Below are 11,901 nucleotides of genomic sequence, written 5' to 3'. Positions count from 1 at the left end.
TATGGTAAGTAAGAAAGTATTGGCAGGCATTACGGCCTGGGCCGTTCTCGCTACGGGTGCGGCGGGCGTTGGTTGGTATCAAGCCAACCAGTCAAAACCGGTTCCACAAACTAGCGTAGTGGTTAAGAAACAAACAAAAGGAACATCAAACAGCAGCAGCTCCGGTGCAGACACAGCTACTAATCTAGCCAATCAAACCGACGCAAAAGAGTTCTCGGCGCTAAAAGAAAATGACGCCAAGCTCTCAAAACGTGCCAAAGAGTTTGTCACCTTAAACACTGAATACTATGACAATGCGCAGAAGAAACACGATGATATTGAGGCGATTGCGACAAAGAAGATTGCGGATGATCTCGTTGTCGTTCCAACAGGTGGCATGGCCGCAGACAACTACAAATGGAGCACAACCTGGTACACAAAGGATGTACAAATTCAGCCCGCTAATGGCGCAAATCGACAAGTAACCGTGCGGGTTGTCTTTGATCTCAGTGGCGCTGGCAACACTAACCCACAGAAGCAAGACATCATCTACCGACTTAACTTCAAGGATAATCAGATCACCGAATGGAGTGAATACGTGTACGCACAAATGGAACCTGGTGTACCTCTGAACCAACAATAGAAGGGAGGCAATGCTTTGAGTGCCTTTAGTTCATCAATCACAATGCGATCCAAAAACCGGGCAGAAAAAAAGTTCATTTACCTCCTGGTTGGGATCATTACAGTTGTCGCCGCTGCATTTGCAGTGGCCTTTTTATTTCCAAAAAACAGCACAGTAGATGGCGTCAAAATGGATCAGTCTTTCATGCAAGGGGACAACCAATTTAGCTTTGCGGGTGCATCAAAATATGCAAACGAGACCACCTACCAGTTGAATTTCTACGTTAAGGATAATCAGATCAACCCGTTGGAACCTATCACCGCTAACGTGCGCACCAGAAGCTCAGGCAATGGTCAAGCGTTGCCTTCAAAGTTCGTACAAGTGAGCGAAGACTTCTACACTTTGATTGTTAAACATGTGCCCGAAAAGCAGGCTGCTTTGTTCGTCAGCATCGGCACTAAGAAGCAACTCAATGGTGGCATTTCAATGTCATCATCACAGCCAGTTAGCATCACAAAAGCAACAAGTTCTCACGAAAACGTGACGCCAAGTGACCACCAACTTGAACGTGAATACTTCAAATACATGGTTCATTTCTATGGCAAACGTCTCACGGCCTATCGTAAAAAAGTGAAGACGGCAGACAAGAACATTGTCACTTTGCAGGCCACTTTGAAGAAGCAGGAAGGATCACTTAACGTACAAACTGGATCACAAAAGACGGCAACAAAACAGAAAATTGCCGACACAAAAAGCTCTTTGAAGACGCAACAAACGGCACGAAAAAATGCCAAAGCATCAATCAAAACAGCTACCGTTGCCCGGCAGAAATACCAAAAGCAGTTGGAATAGTAGGGGTATCAAAAACCACATTATTGATACCATCAGCCAGAATCGGTCTTTTTTCGTGCCCGAAGAGGGGTAGCAAAACACCCGAAAACAGGTATCAATAGCCCTACTTCTGGCCCCACGACAAATCAACCCGCACTGCGGGTTTCACCACTTGTGGGGACGGATTTCCCTTATGCTCTTTCAAATGGCTTGGGCTTTTCGCCCCAGCCAGAACTTTGAACCGCCCCGCCGCAAGCGGCAGTAGAAAACAGGAGGCGATTACGATGGCAAACGAGGTCAAAATACGCCAGGTGCCCAAAGCGGATCTATCAATCATTGACACCTTAGCAAATGAAAAAGGCATTTCCAGAGAACAATATTTACGCCAGCTAATTCATTCTCACGCGACCAACTATTACGTCAACGAGGAAAGAAATAGCCTGGCTGAAATGCTCACCAAAAATGAAAAAGTGCTTGAGGAGGCGACCATTGCTCTGAACAGCTTTGTGTCACTCCTTAGAGAAAAGTAGGAGGCCAGAATGAAAAAGGAACGACATTTCATTTACCTGGAAGATGCTACTCCCGGCAAGCTGAATTGGGCTTGGATTGATCAATTTCAATGCAACCGTAATCTGAGAAGCCGGGGGGAAGCGTTAGAAGAACTATTTCAAGAATATATGCTGATCAAAGAGCAGCTTGAGAAACAAAACTCTCTTGCAAAAGCCATCGCTGCTGAGATCAAGCCGCAGCTCGATCCAATTCGTATTCGGACTGGTTACGTTGATAAAAATGTACGTGTGCTCCTAAATCTTATCAACTCCTACATCATTATTAGCGGCATGGAAGATAGCATCCCAGTAACAGATGTGGTGGCAGAATCGGTAAGAAATACGCAGCAACAGGTGGCTGATCAAATCCACGCTTACCAGGTTGCACGCAAGGATAAATTGACTAGATCTACACCGGGTGATCGTGATGAGTAAGACGCCAGGGATTGTCACTGTAATGAAGTTTGTTTCCCCCGGCGACAAAAAATTTTCCGGGTATGTCAATTACATGGACCGACCGGAAGCAATGAGGAGTGAACACTTCAAGGACTGGAATGCGAACAGGTTTGATGGCTATAACCATTACATGGAAAACCCCGAAAAGAGTGACGGACTGTTCACTGCTGCAAAAGACAGTCTGACGCAAGAAGAAAGAACTGAGTTGAAGGGACAGTTTGCCATGGCCCAGAACAACGGATCTTTGATGTGGCAAACAGTCGTCAGTTTTGATAACCGATTTCTGGCGGATCATGGCCTTTATGATCTTCGCACTAAGCAGCTTGACCAGGAAAAACTTCAACAGTCAATTCGCAACGGAATGAGCGGTCTTCTAATTAACGAGGGACTTTCTAACACGGCAATCTGGTCTGCATCCATCCATCTCAATACGGACAACATCCATGTTCATATCGCCTTTGTTGAACCAGAGCCTACTCGCCACATGTTCTCGCTTAGTGATCCAGATGGTGGTTCCCATGAGGAAGCCAGGGGAATGCTCAAGCCAGCTACAATCTCTGCATTTAAGTCTTCCATTGCTAATGAACTAGTCAATCGCGATCAGTCGCTTGCCAGACTTTCTAGTCTGATCAGAAATGAGTTGCCGCAGCACGATTATGATTGGAGCAAACTGCCAGACTTTGACTTGCTGCAACTATACAAAGACATCTATAAGGCGCTTCCCGACGATAAGCGTATGTGGAAGTACAACATGAACGCTTTGCATGAGGTACGCCCGATGCTTGACGCTTTTAGTTCAAAATACATGCAGCGTTACCACCCTGGCGAGCTGCAAGAATTTGACCAGGCGCTGAAATCTGAGACTGATTTTCGAGAAGTACTATACGGCAGTGGACAGGATGGTAAGGAAGCAGGACGGGCTAAAGACTATGAGCACAACAAGTACAAAGAGCTGTATGCCAGAATGGGTAATTCAATTCTAAAAGAGATGCGTGAGGCCGATGATGCGGTGTATAGAAAGGAACATCCGAACGGCTCCTCTTATCACAAGGCACAAGGAAGACATCCTACCCAGGGAATTATGGGAGCAGTATCTTCAATTAAGCGAGCCTTGGCTGGCGACGTACAAGCACACAGACAGGCACAACGAGAATACGATCGAATGCAGGAAGAAAAGGAAGCTGACCATCAACGTCAGCAAGGCCCCGGTTATGAGCGGGGGTGGTAGTCGTAGCTAACAAGCTACGGCTTTTTTGTACCCAAGGAGGGATATTAATGGCAACAGATACAAGCACAAAAGTAGAGGCTACGTTTGCTCCAGAAGTGCCAAGCCCGGCTAAGGGTAACTTCGACGAACTTGCGGCCAAGAGCGCAGTCGCTCGTGCCTGGTGGCAAGAACAATTCAGTAGACACCCAGGGCAATCACTGGTGATTACGCGCGTCGATGCGAACGGAGAAACTCATCTCTATGCAATACTAACCAAAAGCTCAAGAGACGGTGTCGATTGGCAGCTAACCAATTTCCGCAGCGACGGTGAACCACAAAGCCACATGGATTTTAGCGAGGAAGAACTGAAACGGTGGGACACACGCCTGGTCTCAGAGTTGCCCGCCTCACGTCCCGACTCACACTACCATGCTGGTTGGGCAAACGAGATGGTAGTAGACAAGCAAAAGCCTGAGGCGAAAAAGTCAAGCCTCACAACGGAGATGATTAGCCACGCTAAAGCAGTTTCAATTCTTGACGTTGCAGCTAAAAACGGCATCAACCTGGTACACGACGGCGGCGACTATTGGTCATGGGATCTGCACGATTCGCTGAAGGTCAACACACGAAAAAATATGTTCACTTGGAACAGTCGCCAGATTAGCGGAACAACTATCGACTTCATGATGAAGGTGGTGGGCGTGGATAATTTCCGCAAGGCAGTAACAGCATTGAATGACAGTAGCCTATCAACTACGAAGGTAACAGCGGAGGAACGCCAGCCGTTTGAGTATGACATCCAGAACTCTAAAGACTTCAGCCGTGCGCGAGATTACCTGACGCTGGCCCGTGGGTTGAACCCTTCAATCATTGATCAGTTGCATCAACGCGGGTTTATCCAACAGGACAACAAAGGCAATGCCATCTTTGTTTGGGCGCGTGATGGTGAGCGTGTTGGTGCTTCTATCCAGGGTACGACCATCGACAAACAACACAACGGGCCGCGCGGTACGTTCAAGCAGATTGCCAAAAACTCAGAGCAAGATTATGGGTTCAATTTCACGATTGGGCATCCAAAGCAGTTATACGTTTTTGAGTCGCCGATTGACGCTTTGTCTTATCTGAGCTTGCATCCACAAACCAAGGACACCATGTTCTTTGCTATGGATGGCCTCAAGCCGCAGTCAGTAATCAAGGCTATGGTCTACTATCATACACGCACTGGTAACGCGCCTGAACGCGTTGGCTTTGGCGTCGATAATGACCCAGCAGGCCACCGCTTCTTCGATGAGATGGTCAATAAACACAGTTTTGAGAATGCCGAAACAGGCGAAGCCTTGCCTTACGGCCACTTCATGGTTGACGACCTGGCTATCCCTAACGAGCGTCTTAGGATCTTGCAGCAACAAGCTGCGGCGGCTAATGTACCGTGGGAACCGTTGGCAGCTTTAGATAAGGTTGAAACTAACTTCCATGACGATAAGGAGGTTAATAACTGGTTTGGGCTGAAGGGTGGCTTTACTCACAGCGATGGCAGCGCGCCTGGCAGCCAATATGAAATGCGTGCCGGTCAACTCGCTAGTCTGATGGGCGAGCTAACTGACCAGAGCGGACTCGACTATCAAGCACTGGTTAAACGCCTTGACCCGACACTCGATCCAACAATGCAGCAAGCAGTTATTGGCAAGCTGCGAGCCTATACCGCCCAGTACGAGAATGGCGGGGTCAAGCCCGTGCAGTATCAAATTAAGGACTGGAACGACCGACTGAAGCAGGTGCAAAACGAGAGTGGGTTTCCAGCCCGCTTAATTGATCGCATTTATGCTAACAAGTCGCAAGAAGAAGGGCTGAAGGTGATCCAAGAGCGTGACCAGGATGGGCGTGATCGTCTTAAAGCAGTCCAAGCTAACCAGCTCAATAAAGGACTCTTTGAAGCCGACTCGCCGCAGGAAATGGCCTATCTGATCAAAACCTACGGATACAGCGCCGTTGATAAAGAAGACGAGCGGAAATACCAGCGCGCTGAGGGTGTGGAGCACGCAGCATCACAGAAGCAGGAACCAAACCTGGTGCGACAAGCCATGCAAGCCGCCGCCCAGGTCGAAAGATAAGGGGGCTGTCTTGTGAATTTCAAGCATCTAGGACGCCTGGTTGCCCTTGCAACCCTGATGGTTACACTCGCCGGGTGCAAAGCAGTGGGCCAGCTATCCGGCTTGCTTCCGGGAGCAACCACCGAAAACTCCAAAGTGGACACGGCACTTATCAACACTCACTTCAGTATCAACAAATACCCACAGAACTACATGACGGTAGACAATAACAAGCCCGTGTTTAAAGGGGCATTTGCCCGCACGGTCAGTCGCAATTTGAAGGATCCAAGCTACGTTTCAGCATCGACGGATTATAGCGTCCTGGATCGCGCGGGCCGCACTCAAGGCGTGACCGCGATTGTCACTTATCCGTCAATGATGTTTCATAGCAGCAGCGTGGTGAAGCGGCCCGCTTTCCCTTCAGAAACGCGAGTTTCAGGCAAGTACCTCAACGCTAAATTTGTGCTCAACCACAACGCAGGCGAAAAGTCCTGGCAGGGCGGGCGTAACAACAATCACATTGTGCAGCTTACAGGCTATCGGGGCTATCTCTACAACAAGTCGCACCTGGTCGCCTGGTCACTAAATGGCGATATGCAAACTCACAACGTTATTCTGGGTACGCGCGCACAAAATGTTGGCACCAATGACCTGAGTAACCCCGGCGGCATGGCCTATCCTGAAACACTAACGCGCAACTATCTCCAAGCACATCAGGATGAAGCAGTGGCTTACCAGGCTATCCCTATATATAGTGGGTCAGAGCTTGTACCCCGTGGCGTGCACGTCATTGCTCAACCTCTCAAGAACCCGAACGCTTTACGTTTGAACGTCTGGGTCTTTAACCAGCAAGAGGGCGTAAAGCTCAATTTCAAGACCGGTCAATTCAGCCTGAACTAGGATACCTTCGTTTTCCCTATTGAATGTTTATGCGTGGTCTTTTCATTTGTCCCGCCGTCCGAAAGGGCGACGGGGCTATTTTTTTTGCCCATATTTAGGCGTTCAAGTGAGCAACTGTTCATTGGCTCGCGTTAAAACGTCTCAGAATTGCGTCTGACAGCACGGCATTATGGCGATACGAAATCCATGGGGTCTGCTGGCGGCGCGCGGCGGCTACCTATCGGGCTAGCTTGATGTAAGCAAAAACCGTCAAACGCCCGTGGCTCTAGGCATTTGGCGGATCAAGTAGTATAATGAACATAGCGGAAAAGTTAATGAGCGGTGGTATCTTCGGATTCGGGAGAAGGTGAGGCCTATGGGCGTAAGGCTCATACCCTTTAATTCCAACGAAAGGAGGTACGGGTTTGCTTGTGATTGGCGCTTTGGCGACAATCACGGCCTTCATCAGTGCGTTAGCTCTGCTTGTCCTCGCGGTTACGCGACTGGTCAATGCAGTGCGCAAGCTGATGAAAGCAACCGGCTTCGGCCGGAAAAAATGAGCAAACTAAAAGCCGCTTCGACTTTGACCGGGCGTCGCGGCTTTTAGTTTGTGATTGCTTGACCACCGTTCTTTAAACGGTATCCGCTGTGGAAGGGCACTCCTTATGGGGTGCCTTTTTGCACGGTTTCATTATAGCATGGAACCTCGGTTTAGTGAACCGATCGGATTTGACCACGCCTGGCCATAAGATGCCAGCGTGAACTACTCGGCCATCAATGACCGAGCTTCTGGGAACACCGCTGACTTACACATCCAGCACTAAGCTTTCTATGCAGAGGTTACGTCTATTGACCACGGCGCGTCCCGCGCCTTAATGTTTATTTCAGGTTGGTAGTTTGGTTTTCACCACCAAAATCATTGTACCTGCTGACGCAGGTATGGGTAATTCATCACGTCGTCAAGTAGGTTACCCAAACTCTCGTCTTCGCCGTTATAAGCCTTGGCTAGTTTTGCAAATGTCGCTATCTCCATTTTGATTACCTCCTACGCTACTTGATACGTGCCACGCGCCACGCGTTCAAAGTAACGCTCGTTCTGAACCACTTGGCGGGCTTTGGCCTGCCAGTTTGTGTTGCCTTTATTGAAACCATGCATGTGATACACAAAGAAAGCCGAAAGAAGCTAGGCCTATTCGGCTTTTCAGCGTATCAAGAAGTCGACCAATTGTTAGCGGCATAGGCTACAACCACTAAACACAGTCACTTTGATCTACGCTTAATTTCAACTTTGCACCAGAACCGAGCGTAGCCTGTGGCGATCTGAGATTTCAGATCGCCACGGCGGTCAGCACAGGTTGTCACGGAACCATCTCGCAACGCAAACACCATTGAGCCAAAACGATCTGCGAAATGAGTGATTTAGATTTGTCGAGTGTTTACTTTTTAGAGGGGGACCATTAAGTCATCGAGTTAAATTCAAATAGTACCAAGCATGGGCAACGCTTATGAATCAACGTGATCTGAAGCACCTCAGAGCAGAAATGATGCGCCATACGAGCTCAGAAAGTCCAGAAACGACTATGTTTTGCCTTTGCTTTGAAGAGTTAAAGTCTGCTTCCAGCCAACTGATACTAGAAAAACTATTTGATAAGCTGGCCACAAGTCAAGTCCTGCCTGAATCTTTTTTGGGAGGAGCTCGCGCAAAATATAGCGACTGCTGAGTTAACCGACGCTACAGCAGCATTCTTCAGTGGTGCCAGTCTGCACTTTGCTCAAAAATACGATTCAGGGCTCGTCGCTGCGTTGACGATGTTTCTAGTTCGTAAAGCGCATCGATCACTAGAAATAAACGAAGATATCGACACCTTGATTGGTTTTTGAAATTTCAGCATGGAGAGGACGGCTTCGACTATTTCGATCCATTTATCCTAGAAGACGAAAACGAAGCTCAGAACATTAAGCACGTGTAGAACACGTTGCTGTGTTCAATGTTCTTCCTAAGCGAATTTACCGTTGATCTTGCGTGTTAATGTGAATGATAAAGCTCGATAAAGGGAGTGATAGAGATGATGATTTGGAAATTCAGCGAACATTGGATAGTGATAGTGGTTGCTTTCCTAGATGCCTTTTTGCCTTACAGAGCGTGTTTTTAGCGTTCGGCGTTAGCAATTTTTTAACTGCTGCCACCGATAAAAATATAACGGCCTTCATTCTCACCGCTGAGGTTTCTATGATTAACCGCAATGAAGGAGGCGCACCTTCCCGTGTGAGTTGGATGCGCATCCGTTGTGTAACTGTTGACAAAGTTGTGAGGTTAACATTCCAAGATAATCGCCGTTGCTGTTCTAACGAGAGGGCCGCCTCATATTCCGCTGCCCAATTTGTTTTAAAGCATCGGCCGTTCAGGATGATAGACCACAATGGAACCCTCATCATAGCGATTGCGGGTAAACGAATACTCAAACGGGGTCCCATCGGCCAGTGAAACAATTTGCTCGACTTCTAGCATCGGGGTATCCGAGGTGGCACTGAGGTAACGCCGATCATAGGCATTGGGCTGCGCCGCCCGAATGATGCGGTAGGCGGCGCCAATTGTTTCACCTAGGTCTTCGCGCATATAGCGATAAATTGAATGTTTCAACACGCCTTGATTGAGACCCGGTACAACTTTCACCGGCATGATGGAGTGCTCCATTTTCCAAGGAACGTCATCCACAATGCGCAAGCGGTAAAAGTCGTAGACCGCATCTGAGAAGGCGAGGTTAAGGTTCTCTTGCTCTTTGGGTTGCGGCAACCGCACGTCATATTCAATCACATCGCTAGTGACGGTGTGGCCTCGCATCAACTCAGTCGTGCCAACATACTGGTCGATGGTGAAATCAAACTTAGACAGCAGATTAATGTTCTGTTTGACGTAAGTGCCTGAGCCTTGCTTGCTGTAAATCAATCCTTCGTTAATTAACAAATCCAAAGCTTTTTGAATCGTGACGCGACTGGTCTTGAAAATCACTGCGAGTGAAATTTGAGCAGGTAAAGGGACCTCACTGGTATATTCGCCCTTCAAGATCTTAGATTTCAGCTGCTTTGCGATATCAACATATTTTTCCACTTGTCTACCCTCTTAGAAAGCGCTGCCATCGGGACTTGAAGCTCTTTCTGAAAATTTGAATAGTCAGATATACCTATTTGCCTTTGCCAAAGATGTATCCAGCGTCTATATTGCATCATGGAGGTGGGACATGACAACGCTAAATCAAGATTTTTTGTGGGGCAATTCAACCTCAAGTATGCAAACTGAAGGCGCTTGGAACGTTGATGGTAAAGGTCCGTCAGTCTATGACATTAAGGAGGCTGGGGAACACAGCACGGATTGGAAAGTGGCAATCGACGAGTATCATCGCTATCCCGAGGATGTTGAGTGGATGGCGAAAATGAACATGAATTGTTACCGGTTTCAGATTTCCTGGAGTCGGGTGTGTCCGGAAGGTGATGGGGCCTTCAACGAAGCGGGAATCGCTTTTTATGACCGATTGATCGATGAGCTTTTGGCGCATGGCATTGAACCGATGATATGTCTGTATCACTTCGATATGCCGCTGAGTCTGGCCAAACGTTACAACGGGTTTGTCTCCCGTGAAGCCATGGCAGCTTTTGTCCGCTACGGCAAGGAAATGTTAAAGCGCTTTGCTGGCAAGGTCAAATACTGGATTACGTTTAACGAACACAATTGTTTTACTTATAATCCTGGCCTCGACAGCGGGGGCAACCTGACAGCTCCCCGCGACATTCACACGCTTTATGCACTGAGTCATCATACCTTGCTTGCTCACGCGAAGTTAACGGCGTTTATTCGTAGCCATTATCCTGATTTGAAAATTGGCGGCATGTTAGCTTACGCAGAAATTTATCCGGCCTCTTCGGATCCCGAAGATGTTGAAGCAACGCGGCGCATCGATGAATTTGTGAACAACAATTATCTTGATGTCTTTGCTCATGGTCACTATTCACCGGAAGTGCTGCACTTCATGGCAGAAGCAGATTTGATGAGCTTGATTGAGCCAGGAGATCTTGAAACCTTGGCTCAGACAACGAGTGATTTTATCGCCTTCAGCTACTACGCCTCCTCCGCTATTGACCACACGAAAATTGACCAACAGGCGCCGGTCAATTGGTGGTTTGAACAAGGCACCGTGCCTAACCCCCATTTGGTTTCAAGCGAGTGGGGCTGGCAAATTGATCCAACCGGGTTCAAGAACGCTTTAACCAAGATTTGGAATCAGACGGGTTTACCTGTTTTTCCCATAGAAAATGGTCTGGGCGTGCGCGAACAATGGGATGGTGAACATCCCATCGATGATACTTATCGCATCAATTATCATCGTGATCACATTCAGGCGCTTAAAGCGGCAGTGCGTGATTACGGGGTGCCAGTCTTGGGTTATCTAGGCTGGGGGTTAATCGATATTCCAAGTTCCAAAGGCGATATCGATAAGCGCTACGGCGCGGTCTATGTCAATCGCACCAACCACGAATTGTGCGATTTACGCCGCATTCCCAAGCGCAGCTTTGAATGGTTCCAAAAAGCATTTGGCTCTAATGGTGAGGATTTAAGTTGATGAATTCTTTATAGGATTGGAGTGAAAAAAATGGAAGAATCTAAGAGTCGTAAATTCTTAGATAAGTTCTCGGAGGTGGCCGGCCGTATTGGTAACCAGGTTCACCTCAGGTCATTACGTGATGCGTTTGCCACCATCATGCCATTATTCATCCTGGCAGGGCTGGGAACGTTGATCAATAACGTGGTGTTCCCTTGGATTGCCAAAGGTGAGACGTTGGCTCACCTCCAAGTGTGGGGGACGCTGATTGCCAACGGGACATTGAATATTGCCGGCTTAATGTTGGCTCCGGTCGTGGGGTTCATTCTCGCGCGGAATAAAGGCTATCGTAACCCCTTGACTGCAGCGGTCATTTCACTGGCCAGTTTGATTGTGATGATGCCAATCACCACCCAGATGACACCAGCAGGCAAAACGGCAGCCATCAACGTTACTGGCGGTTTAAGTTTTGCTAACTTGGGCACCACGGGGATGTTTGCTGGGATTATCATCGGCCTGTTGGCAACCGAAGTCTTCATTCGGCTAAGCAACATCAAGCGGCTGCAGATTAACTTGGGCGACCAAATTCCGCCGGCCGTTGGTGATTCATTTAATTCCCTCAATTTTCAAGTCAAGTGCAACGATGATAACGAATTCTTGATAGTGGTCTAGGCTGTTACGCCATGCATCGGTA

General features: G+C 48.1%; 11 protein-coding genes. 10 read left to right on the top strand and 1 reads right to left on the bottom strand.

The window, feature by feature from the left end:
• Position 1 precedes the first annotated feature (1 nt).
• From JUF21_RS09120 to JUF21_RS12060, 8 genes are all read left to right on the top strand, one after another.
• Complete coding sequence (locus JUF21_RS09120) at positions 2-622, top strand: hypothetical protein (protein ID WP_203664109.1); 621 nt, start codon at positions 2-4, stop codon at positions 620-622.
• 15 nt (positions 623-637) lie between these two features.
• Positions 638-1,453 (top strand): ABC transporter ATP-binding protein, encoded by an 816-nt coding sequence (locus JUF21_RS09115; RefSeq protein ID WP_203664107.1) that lies wholly within the window; start codon positions 638-640, stop codon positions 1,451-1,453.
• 263 nt (positions 1,454-1,716) lie between these two features.
• Positions 1,717-1,962, top strand: a complete 246-nt coding sequence (locus JUF21_RS09110) for a hypothetical protein (RefSeq protein WP_203664100.1) — start codon at positions 1,717-1,719, stop codon at positions 1,960-1,962.
• Between the two features lie 9 nt (positions 1,963-1,971).
• The gene (locus JUF21_RS09105) at positions 1,972-2,415 is read left to right on the top strand and encodes a hypothetical protein (RefSeq protein WP_203664093.1); all 444 of its coding nucleotides are present in this window, start codon (positions 1,972-1,974) and stop codon (positions 2,413-2,415) included.
• Positions 2,408-3,664 carry a MobP2 family relaxase gene (gene mobP2, locus JUF21_RS09100; RefSeq protein ID WP_203664091.1) on the top strand — a complete coding sequence of 419 codons (1,257 nt, stop codon included), beginning with the start codon at positions 2,408-2,410 and terminating at the stop codon, positions 3,662-3,664. Before JUF21_RS09105 ends, mobP2 begins: the two co-directional genes overlap by 8 nt.
• A gap of 47 nt (positions 3,665-3,711) precedes the next feature.
• Positions 3,712-5,754, top strand: a complete 2,043-nt coding sequence (locus tag JUF21_RS09095; RefSeq protein ID WP_203664089.1) for a DUF3991 and TOPRIM domain-containing protein — start codon at positions 3,712-3,714, stop codon at positions 5,752-5,754.
• Positions 5,755-5,811: 57 nt separating this feature from the next.
• Positions 5,812-6,633 carry a DNA/RNA non-specific endonuclease gene (locus JUF21_RS09090; RefSeq protein ID WP_203664208.1) on the top strand — a complete coding sequence of 274 codons (822 nt, stop codon included), beginning with the start codon at positions 5,812-5,814 and terminating at the stop codon, positions 6,631-6,633.
• Between the two features lie 404 nt (positions 6,634-7,037).
• A complete protein-coding gene (locus tag JUF21_RS12060) occupies positions 7,038-7,172 on the top strand; it encodes a hypothetical protein (protein ID WP_255559899.1) in 135 nt (44 codons plus the stop codon).
• Positions 7,173-8,998: 1,826 nt separating this feature from the next.
• Here the strand turns inward: JUF21_RS12060 and JUF21_RS09085 are convergent.
• The gene (locus JUF21_RS09085) at positions 8,999-9,721 is read right to left on the bottom strand and encodes a GntR family transcriptional regulator (protein ID WP_203664082.1); all 723 of its coding nucleotides are present in this window, start codon (positions 9,719-9,721) and stop codon (positions 8,999-9,001) included.
• 130 nt (positions 9,722-9,851) lie between these two features.
• On the opposite strand from JUF21_RS09085, the gene JUF21_RS09080 reads away from it, so the two are divergent.
• Both JUF21_RS09080 and JUF21_RS09075 read left to right on the top strand, forming a co-directional pair.
• Positions 9,852-11,228: a glycoside hydrolase family 1 protein gene (locus tag JUF21_RS09080; RefSeq protein ID WP_203664080.1), complete on the top strand. Its 1,377-nt coding sequence runs from the start codon at positions 9,852-9,854 to the stop codon at positions 11,226-11,228.
• 30 nt (positions 11,229-11,258) lie between these two features.
• On the top strand, positions 11,259-11,879 hold the full coding sequence (locus tag JUF21_RS09075; protein WP_203664078.1) for a PTS transporter subunit EIIC: 621 nt from the start codon (positions 11,259-11,261) through the stop codon (positions 11,877-11,879).
• Positions 11,880-11,901: the final 22 nt, after the last annotated feature.

It is taken from the genome of Lacticaseibacillus sp. 53-4, from assembly GCF_016861805.1.
In the GTDB taxonomy this organism is placed as follows: domain Bacteria; phylum Bacillota; class Bacilli; order Lactobacillales; family Lactobacillaceae; genus Lacticaseibacillus.
This window is presented reverse-complemented; position numbering and strand designations above follow the sequence as displayed.

Excerpts from the sequence above, each read along its gene's own strand:
- JUF21_RS09095 (WP_203664089.1), top strand. The coding sequence starts at position 3,712 with ATGGCAACAGATACAAGCACAAAAGTAGAGGCTACGTTTGCTCCAGAA.
- mobP2 (WP_203664091.1), top strand. The coding sequence starts at position 2,408 with ATGAGTAAGACGCCAGGGATTGTCACTGTAATGAAGTTTGTTTCCCCC.
- JUF21_RS09120 (WP_203664109.1), top strand. The coding sequence starts at position 2 with ATGGTAAGTAAGAAAGTATTGGCAGGCATTACGGCCTGGGCCGTTCTC.
- JUF21_RS09080 (WP_203664080.1), top strand. The coding sequence starts at position 9,852 with ATGACAACGCTAAATCAAGATTTTTTGTGGGGCAATTCAACCTCAAGT.
- JUF21_RS09110 (WP_203664100.1), top strand. The coding sequence starts at position 1,717 with ATGGCAAACGAGGTCAAAATACGCCAGGTGCCCAAAGCGGATCTATCA.
- JUF21_RS09075 (WP_203664078.1), top strand. The coding sequence starts at position 11,259 with ATGGAAGAATCTAAGAGTCGTAAATTCTTAGATAAGTTCTCGGAGGTG.
- JUF21_RS09105 (WP_203664093.1), top strand. The coding sequence starts at position 1,972 with ATGAAAAAGGAACGACATTTCATTTACCTGGAAGATGCTACTCCCGGC.
- JUF21_RS09090 (WP_203664208.1), top strand. The coding sequence starts at position 5,812 with ATGGTTACACTCGCCGGGTGCAAAGCAGTGGGCCAGCTATCCGGCTTG.